The following is a 15,321-nucleotide window of genomic DNA, read 5'->3' on the forward strand; positions in this document are numbered from 1 at the left end:
ACCAGTCAATCCCCACGACCTCCTGTGTCCGTTCGCAATTCACGCCAGCCGCTAATCCCCCGCCGCCTCCGGCTCATGCGACGACAACCGCGCTTTCGCGTGCCGCATCTTTTCAAGCGTCTTGGGCCTCGCCTTCAATGCGACGCCGATCGCCAGCGCATCCATGATGCACAGATGCACGAGCCGCGACACGCCCGGCGTATTCGGATCAATTGGACTCGGCACGCGCAGCAGCAGCGGAATATCGACCAACCACGCTAATCGCGAGCCGACATTAGTCAGCGCAATCGTAGTCGCGCCACGCTCCTTGGCGATCTGAATGCTTTCATTCACTTCGACGCTGCGTCCCGAATGCGAAATCGCAAACGCCACATCACCCGGCTCCATAAGGCCCGCGTAAAGACGTTGCAGATGACCATCGGTAAATGCAGTGGCCGAAATATCAAGCCGCAAAAACCGCAGCGCCGCATCTTGCGCAACGAGTCCCGACCCCGAGCCCACGCCAAAGAAGAAAACCCGACCTGCGCCGGCCAGCGCCGCAATTGCACTCTCGAACACCGCCGGATCCAACGCACCACACGCATGCGTAATGCCATCGACCGCAGCCTCACCCACCTTGTCCATCAGCGTCTGCACATCGTCGTCGCGCGCAACCGCAGTGGATGCGTACGGCAAACCGCCCGCCACGCTCTGCGCCAGTTGCATCTTGAAGTCGCGCAGCCCATGCGCGCCGATCGCGCGGCAAAAGCGCGTAACGGAAGGTTCGGACACATCCGCGCGCTGCGCAAGCTCGGTGATGCTCGCGCGCATGGCGAAGTCGACGTCGCTCAGCACCATGTCGGCGACCTTGCGCTCGGCGGGCCGCAAATTGGCCAGTGCGCCGCGGATGTGGGGAATCAAGTTCGGTGCGGACACCCGGTGTTCCTTAAGGGTTAAATGAATCCGCGTCGCGTCGCAGCTTCAATCAGCTTCAGTCGGGCAACACGCGGTTCAGACAAGCCTGCGTCCACTCTCCGTATCGAACAGATGAATATGTTCGGCCGGCAGGCGCAGCGTCACGCGCTGACCCGGCTCGATTTTCGAGCGCTGGCGGGTCGTCACGCACCACGTGCTGCCGCCTATTTTCCCGTACAAATGGGTCTCCGCGCCAGTCGGCTCGACCACTTCGACTTCCATCGTGGCGTCCGGCGTCTGCGCTAACGTCTCGATGTGTTCGGGCCGCACGCCGAGCGTGACCTTTGCGCCGACAGTTGCCGAAGCCGGCGCGCCCTCCAGAACAATCTCGCCACCGTCGTCGAGTTTCAACGCGAGGCCTTGCCCCTGCGTTCGGTTCACCAGCACGCCCTCGGCGAAATTCATCGACGGCGAGCCGAGGAAACTGGCGACGAACAGATTCGCAGGATGGTCGTACAGTTCCAGTGGCCGGCCGATCTGTTCGATACGCCCCGCATTCATCACGACGATGCGGTCGGCCATCGTCATCGCTTCGATCTGATCATGCGTGACGTAGATCACCGTATTCTTCAGACGCTGATGCAGCGCCTTGATTTCCGTGCGCATTTGCACGCGCAGCTTCGCGTCGAGATTCGACAGCGGTTCGTCGAACAGGAACAGCGACGGCTCGCGCACCACCGCGCGGCCCATCGCCACGCGCTGCCGCTGACCGCCGGACAGCGCACGCGGCAAACGATCCAGATAGCCGCCGAGATTCAGCATCTTCGCGGCGGCTTCGATCCGCGGCTTGAAGCTCGCGGACGACTCCTTGCGAATCCGCGGCCCGAACGCGATGTTTTCGTAGACGGACAGATGCGGATAGAGCGCGTAGCTCTGGAACACCATCGAGATATTGCGCTGCTGCGGCGCAAGGCTATTCGCACGCGTGCCGCCGATCATCAGATCGCCGCCACTGATCTCTTCGAGACCCGCCACCATTCGCATCAGCGTGCTCTTGCCACAACCCGACGGGCCGACCAGCACGACGAACTCGCCGTCGTCGATGTGCAGATCGATGCCGTGCACCACCTGCGTGTCGCCGTAGCGTTTGAAGATGCCGCTCAGTTGCACTGCTGCCATGCTGTCCTCATAGTCGTGCTGTGGTGCGGCCTCGTTGTCGCGTTTCATTGACGCAAAGCACGCGCCGCGTTCATCTGTTCAAAGCGGTTCAAAGCGGTTCGAGCGTCAGTTCTTCGGCCATCAGGCGGTTGCCTGCCATCAAGCCGCCGTCGACCGGCAGCGCGACGCCGGTAATCACGCGCGCCATCGGCGACGCGAGAAACAGCACCGCGTCGGCGATGTCGTCGGGCGTGGCGAAGTCGCACAACGGATACCACTTCTTCAGATCCTCGAAGACCTGCGGATTTTTGTCGACCCGCGCCTGCCACGCCTGCGTCTTCACGGTGCCCGGACAGACGATGTTCGCGCGAATGCCATAGCGGCCGAGTTCGAGCGCCAGCGCTTTGGTGTAGCTGATGAGGCCGGCCTTCGCCGCGCTGTACGCCGGATGACCGAGCGCGGCCATGCCGTTCACAGAGCCGATCAGCACCAGCGCGCCCTTTTGCCGTTCGATCATCGACGTGCGCACCGCTTCCACCGTGTGATACGTGCCGTTCAGATTCAGATGGACGTCGCGTTGCCAGCTGGCGGCGTCCGTCGTGGCAAGCGTCAGGCCTTCAGCTGCGCCCGCGTTCGCGACCAGCACATCTACCGGACCGCGCGTCTTGACCGCATCGGCCACTGCTTGCTGGACCGCGGCAGCGTCGCCGAGGTCGACCGCAATCGGCGTGACGTGCGCCTCGCCTAGCTGGGCGCTGAGCGCGCCAAGCGCGTTCGCATCGATATCGAGCGCCAGCACCGTATCGCCCTGCTCCACGAAGCGCTTGCACAACACACTGCCGATTCCCCCGCAGGCGCCGGTTACCAACACCACACGATTCATATCCGCCCTCGTTCCTGAAACTGGTTGCCGCAGCCGGCCCACCGTGTAAATTTCCTACAAACCCGTTGCCGACACAGTTGTCTAACCATCCCGAAGATTGGGTGTCCGTTTCTTCGCGGTGCACAAAATACTCCTGCTTTACAGCATCTTATGCACAAAACTGGCTAAGAAAAAATATGGCAGACCCTACGTGACAAGCTATTTTTCGTCATGTAGGATTTTTTCAAACAATTCAACCCCAAGCGGCCGGCGACGGCAGCAGACCACCCCCCACCATCGTTGGATGGGACCGGAGTAAGTGCTTTGCATGGGACCAAAGTAAGCGCTAAAGCGCTAACTCTGGTCGACAGCTAAAGCGCAAACTCCGATCGACACCGTTGGATGGGCCCGGAGTAAGCGCTAAAGCGCAAACTCCGATCGACACAGGAGAGAGAAATGTCGTTGCATGCCCGTGCTTCCCTCGCGCTCGGCAAAGTTGCCGTGGCGCTCGCGTTTGCAGGTATCGCCGTCGCGGCTCACGCCGACACGGTCCGCGTCACCGTCGCGCATTACAGCGATGCCACCGCGCCGTACTTCGAAAAGATGGCCCGCAACTTCGAGAAGGCCAATCCCGGCACGACCATCAAGATCGAAGACGTGAACTGGGACACGCTGCAACAAAAGCTGCAAACGGACATTTCCGGCGGCGCGAACGCCGACCTGGCGATCGTCGGCACGCGCTGGCTGCTCGACTTCGTGAAGGACGACGTCGCCGAGCCGCTCGACAGCTACATGGACCCGAGCTTCAAGGGCCGCTTCATCGGCCCCTTCCTCGCACCGGGCGAGATCAACGGCAAGGTGTACGGCCTGCCGATCGCAGCGTCCGCGCGCGCGCTCTACTACAACAAGGACCTCCTCGCGAAGGTCGGTTATCCCGACGGCCCGAAAACCTGGAACGACGTGATCGAGGCGTCGAAGAAGCTGAAGGCGCAGGGCGTTGCCGGCTTCGGTCTGCAAGGCAAGGAAATCGAAACCGACGTCTACTATTACTACGCCCTGTGGACCAACGGCGGCGACGTGGTCGGCAAGGACGGCAAGGCCGCGTTCAATTCGCCGGCCGGCATCAAGGCGGCCACGCTGTACAAGACCATGATCGACCAGGGGCTGACGCAACCGGGCGTCACCGGCTTCAGCCGTGAAGACGTGCAGAATCTGTTCAAGCAGGGCCGCGTCGCGATGATGATCTCCGCGCCCTTCCTCGCCAAGCAGATCAAGAAAGAGGCACCCAACCTGAAGTACGGCATCGATCCGATCCCGATGGGCACGACGCACGCCACCTATGCGGTGACGGACTCGATCGTGATGTTCAAGAACTCGAAGGTGAAGAAGTCGGCATGGAAGTTCCTCGACTACCTGTTCACCAAGGAACCGCGTGTCGAGTTCACGACGACCGAAGGCTTCCTGCCGACCACCAAGGCTGAGGCGACCGATCCGGCGTTCAACGATCCGGACACCAAGGCCTTCGTCGCACTGCTGCCGACGGCCCACTTCGCGCCGACCGTGACCGGTTGGGAAGACACCGCGAAGGCCGTGTCCGATGCGATGCAGTCGATCTATCTGGGCAAGGCGAAACCCGCCGACGCGTTGACTACAGCGGCGGCGCAAGCGAACAAGTCGCTCGGTCATTGATCTCGTAGTGGTTCGCTGAACACGGAACGCGCGCTGCCGTTGCGAAGGCGGCGCGCGTTTCGGTCGTAATGCACTATCCGGCCCATCCCGTCGCGCCAGCTTTTATGCTGGCGCGTCTTACGATCGAGCACGCATGAGCCGTTCCGTTTCCTCCGTTTCTTCGCGCCTGCAAGCGCCCTGGTTGCTGATTGCGCCGAGCCTGGTGTTGGCGCTATTCATCATCAGCTATCCGATTTTCAACATCGTGTGGCAATCGCTGCACGAGGTGTCGCGCTTCGGCGCGATTCGCGATTTCACCGGTCTGCAGAATTTCACTACGATTTTCACCGACCCCGCGTTTCTCGCCGCCGCCAAACGGACAATTGTCTGGACCGTGTGCGTAGTGGGCGGCACGGTGCTGATTTCGGTGCCGGTTGCGCTTGTGCTCAATCAGGATTTCTATGGACGCGGCGTGGCGCGCACGATTGTGATGTTGCCGTGGTCCGTCTCGTTGACGATGACTGCCGTGGTGTGGCGCTGGGCCTTCAACGATGACTACGGCATGGTCAACGTCTCGTTGCAGCGGCTCGGATTCATCAGCGGTCCGATTCATTGGCTTGCTACGCCGGAGCTCGCGTTTCCGGTGGAGATCGCGGTCGGCATTCTTGTGTCGATTCCTTTTACGGTGACGATTCTGCTTGGCGGTTTGTCGTCGATACCGGGCGATATCTACGAAGCTGCGCGCATGGACGGCGCCAGCGCCTGGCAGCAGTTTCGCAAACTGACACTGCCGCTGATGCGGCCGTTCGTCAACATGGCGATTCTGCTGAACGTGATCTATGTGTTCAACTCGTTCCCGATCATCTGGGTGATGACGCAAGGCGGCCCCGACAACGGTACGCATATTCTCGTCACGTATCTTTATGAGCTTGGTTTCCGCCTGGGACGTCCCGGCGAAGCCGCGGCGGTGTCGCTGATCATGCTCGTCATGCTGTTTGTTTTCTCGATCGCCTATCTGCGCCTGCAGCCCGCGAAAGAAGGAGAGCCGTCATGAGTCTCAGCGTCAAGATGAAGCGCACGCTGTGGTGCTGGCTCGCGCTGTCGCCACTGGTTGTGGTGGTGCTGTTTCCATTTGCGGTGATGTTGTTTACTGCGTTGAAGCCGGCTTCTGAAGTATTTGTGTATCCGGCACGGTGGTTGCCGGTGCATTGGCAATGGAGCAATTTTGTCGATATGTGGGTTGCGGCTAATTTTGGCGTGGCGCTGAGGAATAGCTGCGTGATCAGCTTCCTGTCGACCGCGTTGGCGTTGGCTGTGAGCTTGCCGGCAGCTTATACGTTGGCGAGGTTTCCGTTTCGCGGGAAGGGGTTGTATTCGCAGTTTCTGCTGGTGACGCAGATGTTGTCGCCGATTTTGCTGGTTGTTGGCTTGTTCAGGTTGGCCGCGATGATCCCTTATGGGGATGGGAATCTGGTTGACTCCAGGATCGGGGTCATCGTTTCTTATGCGGCTTTTAATATCGCGTTCGCGGTTTGGATGTTGTCTTCGTACTTTCAGACTGTGCCAAGGGATCTTGAAGAGTCGGCCTGGCTTGAGGGGTGTGGGAGGACCAGGGCCGTTTTTAAGGTGTTCTTGCCGTTGGCCGTGCCTGCGATTGTTGTTACCGCGATCTTTACTTTTATTAATGCGTGGAATGAGTTTGCGGTGGTCTATACGTTGATTCGGTCGCCGGAGAATAAGACTTTGACCGTTCAAGTGACTGACATGGTCGCCGGGAAGTACGTCGTCGAGTGGCATCTGGTGATGGCCGCTACCCTCTGTGCGACGTTGCCGGTTTCGATTGTGTTTGCGTGGTTGCAGAGGTTCCTGGTGAAGGGGTTGGCTTTGGGGGCGGTGAAGTAGGGGGGAGAGGCGCGACCGGAGTTGGCCTGCCACCGCGAAACCATTCTGGCGAACACGCTCCGCAGTCCGGCGTTATCCGTGACATAGCTTGTCAAGTAGTTCCAGTCGAGGTTTGCAAACGGCTGATATTTGGCCATTGCCGACATTGAGACGGGCTGGGTTCTACGTCAGCAATGTGGCGGATTGCTGACGGTGGCGGCATCGAGCAGGCCGACGGCCGCTTCGTGCATCAGCGAACTCACACTCCCGACCCACTTCGGCCCGTCAACCCAGCGCGATCTCAGCGGCGGCTTCCAATGTTCAACGGTCACTCGTACCCGACCGAGTGCGACCCTACCGTGAATGATTTGTAGGATACCTAGCTGTGTCCGTGCCGGTTACGAACTCTTCGAACACGCACTGTCGTCGCCGCAAACGTTTGCTGCCCACAGTTCCCCCGTGCAACGATCAAGCATCGAGGTAGTGCTTACCGCGCAACAAGGTTATTCTTCGATACACCACACTACCCCGGAGCGCCCCATGCAGACAGTCCGTCGTTTCGTGTTCCTTGCGCTGACATGCAGTGTCATCGGTTTGTCCCATTCATCGAACGCATCGGCCGACTCTGCCGATCCGCAACGAAGCCTCATGCAGGTCGTCTCGTTCGGGGACAGTCTTTCGGACGTTGGCACCTACGCGTACGCCCGACAATTCGGCGGCGGCACCTACACCACTAATCCGGGCGCTATCTCCGTACAGGTTATCGCGGAACATTATGGGTCGGGCCTCACGCCCGCGTTGACGGGCGGCTTCGGGCAACCGAGCGTCGTTCATCCGGAAGGATTTTGCTACGCCCAAGGGGGCGCCCGAGTCGCCGGGCCGCCGAACCCCGGCGACGCAACGGGCGACACCGGCGAGTTACAGACTCCACTGACCTCACAGGTGGCCGCCTATCTTCAGTCGCATACACGCTTCACCGGCCAGCAACTCGTACTGATGCAAGGCGGAGCCAATGACGTTCAGGATGCCTATGGCGCATGGGCGGGAATGGTTGCGAACGGCGGCGATCCGGGCGCCTCTTTGCTGGCAGTGCTACCTTCACTGAGACAGGCAGCGCAACAATTTGCGGGATTGGTGCACAATGTGCAACAACACGGCGCCACACATATCGTTGTACAAAACGTACCGGATATCAGCAAGGCGCCGATCGCGAGCCTTCTCGAGCAGCAACTGCCGGGCTCCGCAAAAGTGCTTCGGCGTCTGGCGCAGGTATTCAACACCGCGCTGGATGACGCGCTCCCTTCATCGCCGGCCGTGCTGCGGATCGACGCGTTCACGTTCATTGATGAAGTATCAAAGAACTATCGCCAACTTGGTTTTCGCTTCGACGGCAGCATCGGCACCAACGTAGCATGCGCGCCGACAAACCTGCCCCCGGCATTTCAAGCCGATGACACCAGCGCGCTCTTCTGCTCGCGCTCGACGTATGTCTCCCCTTATGCTGACAAGATCTACATGTTCGCCGACGCCTATCATCCGACGACTCACCTGCAAAAACTCATAGCGGACTACGTCGTGGTCCAGATCGACACGTGGCTGCACGAATAGGTTATCGCCCTAGCCCTTCGTTGCCCCGAACGTCAGCCCGGCAACGAAGTGCCGCTGCATGGCGAAGAACGTCATGACCGGCGGCAGCGCCGCCAGTATCGATGCCGCTGAGACGAGGTTCCACGCCGTCACCCACTGGCGTTTGAGCGCGGCGACACCCACGGTAGTGCGCCGCCTCGTCTCCCGTGGTGAGACAAAGCGCCCAGAAATAGTCGTTCCACACGAACGTAAAGACTAGGATTGGGCTTACCTCGGCTCCGTGGACAGCTTGAAGACTGGAATTCCAGTCTCATGACTGCGCAGGGTTATCCCCGGCCGGCGTGGCGCATGCCACGCAGACGCGGGCGGGGGGTAATCCGTGCTCAGGGCGGCGGTTATTGATTTCCTGATTTTCTTCTTTCTCGAATTGGACGGGTGAGCGCTGGCCGAGTGCGCTGTGTCGACGTCTTGGGTTGTACCAGCCTTCGAGCCAACTGAACACGGCCATGCGCGCATCGGCCTTGCTCCTGAAGCTCTCGCGGTCGATCAGTTCGCGCTCCAGGCTGGCAAAGAAACTCTCCGCCATTACATTGTCGTAGGCGTCGCCCACGCTGCCCATCGACCGACGGACGCCCATGTGTTCGCAGCGCTTGCCGAAGGCAAAGCTCGTATATTGACTTCCCTGGTCCAAATGAAATGCGATGCGCACTCGGGACCGCAGCGGAAGGGCAGATCACGACCCAAACCGGACAGATGCTCTGCACGAGAGCAGCCATTCGATGTCGAAATTTTCGCGGCGGCTACGAGCGGCGCGAAGCGCCACTTGCAACTGTTCTGATGGATTGCGATGCTCGGTTCATAGGTTAGAAAAATATGCCCTATTTCTTGCCGCGGCGGACTCAAGCACTTGCAGCAGCATCCAAGCGGTTTTTCGGTATGGCACCCAACACGGATGGCTCATTGCGTCTTGGTTCGCCGAAATGGTTGTTGCCGAAACGAGTAGCGATTTTGGAATGTTGTTGAGGTTGTCTAAAAACGCACTAACCTCTCGTTTTTGCTCTTCGCTCAGATAACTACAGCCCGCCTTGAGCACTACATTACCGTCGGCATTTAAGTCCGAAATAAGCTCCCACGCAACATTGTAGTTACCCCATGTGTTGCAAAGTTCGACTGGTTCCATCATCACGACTTCGAGCCACTGCAAGAAATTACGCAGCGAGTATTCGAAGCTTTCTTCGTCAGAAATGGTTTCCGTCATAGCACTGACCCGTAATTAGCGCACGCTCCCGATCGGTATAAACCTGGTAAGGAAGGTTGCCTAAATTCATTCCGTTTCGTCCGGTCCAGGGATGAATCGATGCCAAATTGCTGGCATTCGTTGGATAGTGGTTCCGTCTACCTTGTAGATCTCGATTTCGCGGCAAACGCCATCAACGACATGCAGGAGGACGCTGATTTGAACTCCATCAACATCAGGGCCATATAACTCAGTTGGAACACGATGCAACACTGGTGCCGCCATTGCGTGCGGAACACCAATTTCAAGACTGCCGTCCTCATCGATAAGTCGCACGACACACTGCTGAAGTTGCTTGATCACTTCCGCTCGCCCGGGGAACTCGGCAGCGGTCAATTCGGAGATCAGTTCTCTTTCGACCGCCGATGGCGGGCGAAAATTATTGATATCGGTACTTCTATACATCGCAGCCTCCGCTAACAGCCAATCAAATACACAAGAGAAAGGCTACCTCGGAATTCTCAGGTGCGCATTCCGATTTTGCTGACGCAGCTAAACGGCCGCTTCTGGCCGTGCCCCGTCCGCCGATCAGGCCGTCTTTACTTCTAACTTTCAGCCCGTGTTATTGCCATGAAAATCACTTCATCGCGCGTGACTAAAAAGAGCGAAGGCAAACCCGCGCCCAGCACATGTAAGGGTTGCAACTCAACTACCTGCTTCCAGAACTTCTCCGTGAATTCATCCTTCCTGGCAAGCGTACTGAATTGGAAGCGATTGACGAAGTTTTCATGCGGCGACAAGCGAGTGTTGCTGCCATTGACATACCACTCGTCAAAGCCTAGAGAAGGGAGTTGTGATACGGCGCTGATCCGGGGGCTTACAGCAAGCGTGCCGGCCTGCGTCCATCCGGCAGCAAATTCCGCCTCGGTCGGTTTATATGGACCACTATCGCAGCTCGCGATGGCAACGAAACGTCTCAGAACGAGTTGCGGCCAACGCTGAGTTAGCTCATCTATTTGCGCGTCGTCTCCCTTGTTCCATTCAACGATCAGATACCCCGAGCGACTGCCTGTTCGTCTCAAATCAGCCTCCGGCAAGGAAAAGCGTAGCGATTGTCGACGATCTTTCTACCGATGTCGACTGACCTCTTTTGGCCGCAATGAGACAAAACAGCGCCGTGCCCACGAGGCGCGCGAGACCGTGGCGGCCGCCAAGTGGCGGTATTCATCACGCCACGGAAACGGCGGTGGGGTGTTGGGTGAATAACAAGGGTGACGGGTCTCCATGCGCCGCACTCTGTACCGCAAGTTATGGAGGGCTTGCCGCACTCCTGGGAGCGTTCGTAGAAGACGGTTCGTCGTTCGCTGCCATGAGCCCGTGATGAAGGCGGTCAACGCGCACGTTGACCGCCTCGTGCGAATCTCGATGCGCGATGCAGCCGATTCGCGGATGATTTCGGACGCAGCCAACAGGAGGACCATATCGCATGGCGCCAGCGAAATTGCTAGCGGCCTCCCTCACTGAGCGCCAAGCAACGGACTGCGCGTCAGTCTGGTAACGCAGACGGCCAAGATTTCGTATCCGGGGTCGGCGTGCTCGTTCGCCGCTTTTTCCGCTTCCTCATACGAAAGAAAGGACATGGCATTTTCAATCGCCGGTGCCATGCCGACGTCGCCGTCCTCGCCGGTGGCGAGGAACTGCTCACCGGTCTTCACCACGTAGATGGACATCATGCCTCCTCCATGGGTTGCAGCTTCCAGTCTAGCAGTCCGGAAGGGCAGCGGGCGGTTCGCTGAGTCCTTTCCGCAATGTCCCCGCCGGAGGCATTCCCGCCTCGCTTGTCCGTGCTCGTTTCGCGATTCCGTACGCAACCCGGTAGTTAAATTGATCTGCTGCCGCATGCCTGCGACGAACGTCGGTCAACTGTCGAGGAGAATGTATTCGCAAATCCAGTTCTCGACGATTCAACATCTCTCGTTATCTCAGTTACGTTAAAGGCTGTCCGTTGCGCTCCAAAGGGAAAGCTCCGCGATAGACGCTTGACGACCCACAGGAGCCGGTCGCGCTTGCAGAAAGCGGACGTAGCGACACTGCCTAGCTCGCTGATACAGACGCTCCTGCCGAATTGGGCATAACTTTTTGCAGATCGGCCGTCCGGCGTATAGTCGTGCGGTCAGCGTTCATCTAACGAATAAAATGACTCCGATTCTGCCGTTTGATGTTCTTGCCAAAAATTACGGAGCCGAGATTGTTCGGTTCCGGGGTCTATCGACAATTTCGATGGTTTGCAAAGTAGATCGTGCCGTCGATATTGGTTTCACGTCGCGTCGTCAATCATTGCTGGCACTGGTGTTCCGTTCCCCACCGCGTTTTGAGATCGCTCAAGGGGTGTTCGTCTACGGACCGGGTGCGACATCAGCAAGTGAGTTCATAAGTGCCGATGACAGCCTTCGCGTTGCGCTGAGTCTATTGCTGTCGAGTTTCCGCTGTAGCGTCGAGTGGTCAGGAAACGTTGTATCGGTGCGCGTCAGCTCCGGCGTCGTAGATGCTGACGCGACCGGCGGCCACCGCTTTCTGTCGAATCTGGCGCTGATCGCCGAAAGGTTAAACGCGATTGGCAAGAAGCCTATGGCGATAGATCGTCGACGAGAAGGGTATGGTCCCGTACTCATTCGCAAAATCACGCTGACGGCTTCCTTTGTTGCGCCGCTGATAGTGTTACTTGGTGTGCGATATTGGGTTCGCCGTGGCTGAACGATTGTAGTTTGTCAACGATCCAGGTGGCAATGTTGTACGTCCCTTACTGGCCGAGAGCGCCAGTTCGGTGAACGTTCTACAGAGCGGACGTTGGAGTCTTCAACGTCCGCTTTCCGGCGGGGTTGGTGAACGCGTACTGCCGGCCAGTTGCGGCCAGTGACTTGCGTCTCAATGCGGTCGGTCGAGCGTCGCCTACAGCCAGACAACGGTCATCTTCGGTCCGGCGCCGCACGTCGCATCGCCGCCGCAGCAGCCCCGCAATCGATCACCGATTATTTAGGAGTTGGCCCATAGCGAATGCAATCGAACTGTCTCGCAGCGAGTTGCACACCATAGCTAACGGTCCACCGAAAACCCTAGTTTGCCTGTCCACCGGCGTGAAGTAAGCTCCGGTTATCAGCCTGCGGAGCGCTTCTATGAAAAAGTCCGTTAACAGTGGATTGCGCCGCAAATTACTGGTGGGTGCTGCCGGAGCGGGCTCCCTCGCGGTGCTCAGACCGCTGCAGATTTTGGCTGCCGAAGTGGGCAGCTCGGCTGCATTGGGTTTCGCCGAGATTCCCGATGGTGCGCTTGCCGAACAGCATCTGTACGCGCTGCCAGGCAAGGTGCCGCTGATCAAGAAGACTTATCGGCCGCCCAACTTCGAAACACCGATTGAGTATTTCCGCACACCGATTACACCGAACAACGCGTTCTTCGTGCGCTATCACTTGGCCGGGATTGCGGAGGTGCGAGCGGCCGATTGGAGGCTCAGTGTCGGCGGCGAAAGTGCCGGACGCGAGCTGGAATTCACGTTGAATCAACTGAGGAAGGGTTTCGAGCCGGCCGAGATTACAGCGGTATGCCAGTGCTCGGGCAACCGCCGCGGCCTGTTCGAGCCGCACGTTGCCGGTGTGCAGTGGGGCGTAGGCGCGATGGGCAATGCGGTCTGGCGCGGTGTGCGCCTGAAGGACATCCTTGCCAAGGTAGGTGTAGAGAGCGATGCACTCGAAGTGGTGTTCGGCGCAGCAGATCATGCCGTGATTGAGAAGACGCCCGCCTTCGTCAAATCGCTGCCGGTGGAAGTTGCGCTCGACGAGAACACCCTGGTCGCGTTCGAAATGAACGGCAAGCCGCTACCACACTGGAACGGCTTTCCCGCGCGCCTCGTCGTGCCGGGCTGGACCGCTACGTACTGGGTCAAACAATTGAACAGCGTCAGGGTGGTGTCCAAGCCCGAGCAGAACTTCTGGATGAGCACCGCGTACCGACTGCCACGCGGCAAGTTCAAAACGCCGGGTTTCAAATCGCAGGTGGCGAGTGCGAACGAGCCGATCACTACCATGGTAGTGAACTCGCTGATCACTTCGTTAAAGAGCGGGCAGCAGATTCCGCACGGCAAGCCGATCGAACTGAAAGGCATTGCGTGGGATGGCGGTGCAGGCATCGAAAGCGTCGAGGTGTCGATCGATTTTGGCGCGAGCTGGCAGAAAGCAGAACTCGGTCGCGACCTTGGCCGCTTCTCGTTCCGCGAATTCACGCTCGCCGTGCCGGCGGGCGAGCGCGGTTCGATGGTGGTAATGGCGCGCGCCACCAGCCGCTCGGGGGAAACACAGGTCGAGCGACTCATTCACAATCCTGCAGGCTATCACCACAACGTGATCCAGCGCATGTACGTGGAGGTAGTATGAACACGCTCACGCAAATGGTTGCCACCGCATTGGCCCTTGTGCTCATTCTTATCGATGCCGCAGCGGCGCAGGAATCGGAGGTCATGTTGAAAGAAGGACCGGGCAAAGACAAGGCGATGCAGTGTGCCGCCTGCCACAGCCTCGACTATATCCAGATGAACTCGCCCTTTCTGAACAAGGCCGGCTGGAACGCGTCAGTTGCCAAGATGATCAACGTATTTGGTGCGCCGATTCCTAAAGAAGACGTGGAGATCATCGTGAACTACCTCGTTCAGAACTACGGCAAGTCCACCGACAAGTAGTCTGCGATACCAACCACCGATTGGCACAGTCGCTGGCAGATGAGGGCGAGGAAAAGTCATTGCCCATGGAGAGAATGGGCCCGGCTTCTGTCTCGATTTCGTGGTTGTTCCACTGCGAGCGGCCGATACGGCCGACAAGCTGCAGGCGACTCAGCGTAAGCGAATGACCGTTGGACTTTAAAAACGGCCCTTGTCGTTTCGACGACCTGAATGTCAACATCGGGTCGGGAGTGTGAGTTCGCCGATGCAGGAAGCTTGCCGTCCGCCTGCTCAATGCCGGAAACGTCAGCAATCCACGCCATTGCTGACGTAGAACCCAAGCAGATCCAATGTCTGTTAAGGCCGATGAACCGCCATCGACGGCGCAGTTCCGACACTGACGAAGCCCATATACGCCTGCGTGCTGACTGTCGACGTAGAGACGACTAACCGCGTGCCCCCTCTGCGGCCTCCGAATTCGCGACAACACGCCAACCTCCGTCGAAGCCTTATCCAATTAGCCAAACGCAAACATTTAGCGCGCTTGTTTGAGCGCTAGGTAGCTGCCCTGATTTATAATCAATAAGCCATCGGGAAACACCCGGCGGTCAGGTTTGGAAGCCTGCTAGCTGAACCCGCACACCCGCTCAGGCGGGTCGTGCGTCTACCTCTGCACGTCTGTTGCTTTTCAATGGGCGGGCCGTGGTGGGGGAGCCGCAAGGCTCGCCGGTTTGGTTCAGCGCCGGTCTTCCAATCCCGCTACGTGCCCGCTCACCCACTACCCAAGCGAGTGTCGGGCGATCCGAGATGTACCAGGGAGGTCGCACTATGAGCAGCAAACCCACAAAACAATCACAACCCGCTTCACGCCCGCCTGTCGACGCGCTCCAGTACGAAAAGCTTGCGCTCTCCTCCTTCGATCTATGCAACCGGCACTTGAGCCAACTCAACACGCTGATCACACTTGCGTCCTCAATGTGTAGGAATCCTGCTATCACGAGCGACGAAAGACGGCGTCAGCAGACCATGCTTGAATTGCTTGTCGACACGGCGGAGCAATATCAGCAGGAGCTCGAGTGTGACCGTGAACTGTACCAGGTGATCGCACTCGATGCGAAGGGCATCCCTCAAAGCCGCATCACCGCGAACCGTGCTGCGCGCCTTCTTGCAGAGGCATCACAAATAGCGACGACGGAAACACCGGCAGCCACGAAGCCCGGCCCGCGCAAACGAGCGTTAGCCAAGGCCGCGACGAGCGTAGAAGCAGACACTACGCAGCATCCGGTTCCCGCTAAGCACTAACCGTTCGATGCGGCCAACCTGCCG

The 15,321-nt window shown here is 58.7% G+C and carries 15 protein-coding genes and 2 pseudogenes; 8 read left to right on the top strand and 9 right to left on the bottom strand.

The genetic code is table 11. The annotated features are described in order from the left end of the window. Nucleotides 1–51: 51 nt before the first annotated feature. The 3 genes from WN982_RS36730 to WN982_RS36740 all read right to left on the bottom strand — a co-directional run bounded on the left by WN982_RS36730 (nucleotide 52) and on the right by WN982_RS36740 (nucleotide 2,935). Nucleotides 52–915, bottom strand: coding sequence for a MurR/RpiR family transcriptional regulator (locus tag WN982_RS36730; RefSeq protein ID WP_341316880.1), 864 nt, complete (start codon nucleotides 913–915; stop codon nucleotides 52–54). A 75-nt stretch (nucleotides 916–990) separates the two neighbouring features. Then, entirely contained in the window at nucleotides 991–2,073 is a 1,083-nt protein-coding gene (gene ugpC / locus WN982_RS36735; RefSeq protein WP_341316881.1) for a sn-glycerol-3-phosphate ABC transporter ATP-binding protein UgpC, read from the bottom strand. An 88-nt stretch (nucleotides 2,074–2,161) separates the two neighbouring features. Further along, complete coding sequence (locus tag WN982_RS36740; protein ID WP_341316882.1) at nucleotides 2,162–2,935, bottom strand: SDR family oxidoreductase; 774 nt, start codon at nucleotides 2,933–2,935, stop codon at nucleotides 2,162–2,164. A 435-nt stretch (nucleotides 2,936–3,370) separates the two neighbouring features. Here WN982_RS36740 and WN982_RS36745 point away from each other — a divergent pair, with 435 nt between their 5' ends. The 4 genes from WN982_RS36745 to WN982_RS36760 all read left to right on the top strand — a co-directional run bounded on the left by WN982_RS36745 (nucleotide 3,371) and on the right by WN982_RS36760 (nucleotide 8,071). Beyond that, a complete protein-coding gene (locus WN982_RS36745) occupies nucleotides 3,371–4,603 on the top strand; it encodes a sugar ABC transporter substrate-binding protein (RefSeq protein ID WP_341316883.1) in 1,233 nt (410 codons plus the stop codon). Nucleotides 4,604–4,736: 133 nt separating this feature from the next. Continuing rightward, nucleotides 4,737–5,636, top strand: coding sequence for a sugar ABC transporter permease (locus WN982_RS36750; protein ID WP_341316884.1), 900 nt, complete (start codon nucleotides 4,737–4,739; stop codon nucleotides 5,634–5,636). Beyond that, complete coding sequence (locus WN982_RS36755; protein WP_341316885.1) at nucleotides 5,633–6,484, top strand: carbohydrate ABC transporter permease; 852 nt, start codon at nucleotides 5,633–5,635, stop codon at nucleotides 6,482–6,484. The genes WN982_RS36750 and WN982_RS36755 overlap by 4 nt, the downstream gene beginning before the upstream one ends. A 519-nt stretch (nucleotides 6,485–7,003) precedes the next feature. Beyond that, nucleotides 7,004–8,071 carry an SGNH/GDSL hydrolase family protein gene (locus tag WN982_RS36760; protein WP_341316886.1) on the top strand — a complete coding sequence of 356 codons (1,068 nt, stop codon included), beginning with the start codon at nucleotides 7,004–7,006 and terminating at the stop codon, nucleotides 8,069–8,071. A 9-nt stretch (nucleotides 8,072–8,080) separates the two neighbouring features. Here WN982_RS36760 and WN982_RS36765 read toward each other — a convergent pair. The 6 genes and pseudogenes from WN982_RS36765 to WN982_RS36790 form a co-directional block, all read right to left on the bottom strand. Beyond that, nucleotides 8,081–8,312 (bottom strand): annotated as a pseudogene (locus WN982_RS36765) (carbohydrate ABC transporter permease); the annotation flags it as partial. Nucleotides 8,313–8,360: 48 nt separating this feature from the next. After that, nucleotides 8,361–8,744: pseudogene (locus WN982_RS36770) on the bottom strand (integrase core domain-containing protein); the annotation flags it as partial. 162 nt (nucleotides 8,745–8,906) lie between these two features. After that, nucleotides 8,907–9,308 carry a hypothetical protein gene (locus WN982_RS36775; RefSeq protein ID WP_341316887.1) on the bottom strand — a complete coding sequence of 134 codons (402 nt, stop codon included), beginning with the start codon at nucleotides 9,306–9,308 and terminating at the stop codon, nucleotides 8,907–8,909. A gap of 66 nt (nucleotides 9,309–9,374) precedes the next feature. Beyond that, complete coding sequence (locus WN982_RS36780; RefSeq protein ID WP_341316888.1) at nucleotides 9,375–9,752, bottom strand: hypothetical protein; 378 nt, start codon at nucleotides 9,750–9,752, stop codon at nucleotides 9,375–9,377. Between the two features lie 140 nt (nucleotides 9,753–9,892). Beyond that, nucleotides 9,893–10,369, bottom strand: coding sequence for a hypothetical protein (locus WN982_RS36785; RefSeq protein ID WP_341316889.1), 477 nt, complete (start codon nucleotides 10,367–10,369; stop codon nucleotides 9,893–9,895). A 435-nt stretch (nucleotides 10,370–10,804) separates the two neighbouring features. Further along, complete coding sequence (locus WN982_RS36790; RefSeq protein ID WP_341316890.1) at nucleotides 10,805–11,020, bottom strand: hypothetical protein; 216 nt, start codon at nucleotides 11,018–11,020, stop codon at nucleotides 10,805–10,807. 463 nt (nucleotides 11,021–11,483) lie between these two features. On the opposite strand from WN982_RS36790, the gene WN982_RS36795 reads away from it, so the two are divergent. The 4 genes from WN982_RS36795 (at nucleotide 11,484) to WN982_RS36810 (ending at nucleotide 15,297) form a co-directional block, all read left to right on the top strand. Further along, entirely contained in the window at nucleotides 11,484–12,041 is a 558-nt protein-coding gene (locus WN982_RS36795) for a hypothetical protein (protein ID WP_341316891.1), read from the top strand. 419 nt (nucleotides 12,042–12,460) lie between these two features. Further along, nucleotides 12,461–13,714 carry a molybdopterin-dependent oxidoreductase gene (locus WN982_RS36800; RefSeq protein ID WP_341316892.1) on the top strand — a complete coding sequence of 418 codons (1,254 nt, stop codon included), beginning with the start codon at nucleotides 12,461–12,463 and terminating at the stop codon, nucleotides 13,712–13,714. Beyond that, entirely contained in the window at nucleotides 13,711–14,016 is a 306-nt protein-coding gene (locus WN982_RS36805; protein ID WP_341316893.1) for a cytochrome c, read from the top strand. The genes WN982_RS36800 and WN982_RS36805 overlap by 4 nt, the downstream gene beginning before the upstream one ends. Nucleotides 14,017–14,823: 807 nt before the next feature. Continuing rightward, nucleotides 14,824–15,297 carry a hypothetical protein gene (locus WN982_RS36810; RefSeq protein ID WP_341316894.1) on the top strand — a complete coding sequence of 158 codons (474 nt, stop codon included), beginning with the start codon at nucleotides 14,824–14,826 and terminating at the stop codon, nucleotides 15,295–15,297. The last annotated feature ends 24 nt before the right edge of the window (nucleotides 15,298–15,321 follow it).

Source organism: Paraburkholderia sp. IMGN_8 (assembly GCF_038050405.1).
Taxonomy (GTDB): domain Bacteria; phylum Pseudomonadota; class Gammaproteobacteria; order Burkholderiales; family Burkholderiaceae; genus Paraburkholderia.

Coding starts and splice junctions, on each gene's coding strand:
- WN982_RS36740 (WP_341316882.1), bottom strand. CDS start 2,935: ATGAATCGTGTGGTGTTGGTAACCGGCGCCTGCGGGGGAATCGGCAGT.
- WN982_RS36795 (WP_341316891.1), top strand. CDS start 11,484: ATGACTCCGATTCTGCCGTTTGATGTTCTTGCCAAAAATTACGGAGCC.
- WN982_RS36790 (WP_341316890.1), bottom strand. CDS start 11,020: ATGATGTCCATCTACGTGGTGAAGACCGGTGAGCAGTTCCTCGCCACC.
- WN982_RS36775 (WP_341316887.1), bottom strand. CDS start 9,308: ATGACGGAAACCATTTCTGACGAAGAAAGCTTCGAATACTCGCTGCGT.
- ugpC (WP_341316881.1), bottom strand. CDS start 2,073: ATGGCAGCAGTGCAACTGAGCGGCATCTTCAAACGCTACGGCGACACG.
- WN982_RS36800 (WP_341316892.1), top strand. CDS start 12,461: ATGAAAAAGTCCGTTAACAGTGGATTGCGCCGCAAATTACTGGTGGGT.
- WN982_RS36755 (WP_341316885.1), top strand. CDS start 5,633: ATGAGTCTCAGCGTCAAGATGAAGCGCACGCTGTGGTGCTGGCTCGCG.
- WN982_RS36780 (WP_341316888.1), bottom strand. CDS start 9,752: ATGTATAGAAGTACCGATATCAATAATTTTCGCCCGCCATCGGCGGTC.
- WN982_RS36760 (WP_341316886.1), top strand. CDS start 7,004: ATGCAGACAGTCCGTCGTTTCGTGTTCCTTGCGCTGACATGCAGTGTC.
- WN982_RS36810 (WP_341316894.1), top strand. CDS start 14,824: ATGAGCAGCAAACCCACAAAACAATCACAACCCGCTTCACGCCCGCCT.
- WN982_RS36750 (WP_341316884.1), top strand. CDS start 4,737: ATGAGCCGTTCCGTTTCCTCCGTTTCTTCGCGCCTGCAAGCGCCCTGG.
- WN982_RS36745 (WP_341316883.1), top strand. CDS start 3,371: ATGTCGTTGCATGCCCGTGCTTCCCTCGCGCTCGGCAAAGTTGCCGTG.
- WN982_RS36805 (WP_341316893.1), top strand. CDS start 13,711: ATGAACACGCTCACGCAAATGGTTGCCACCGCATTGGCCCTTGTGCTC.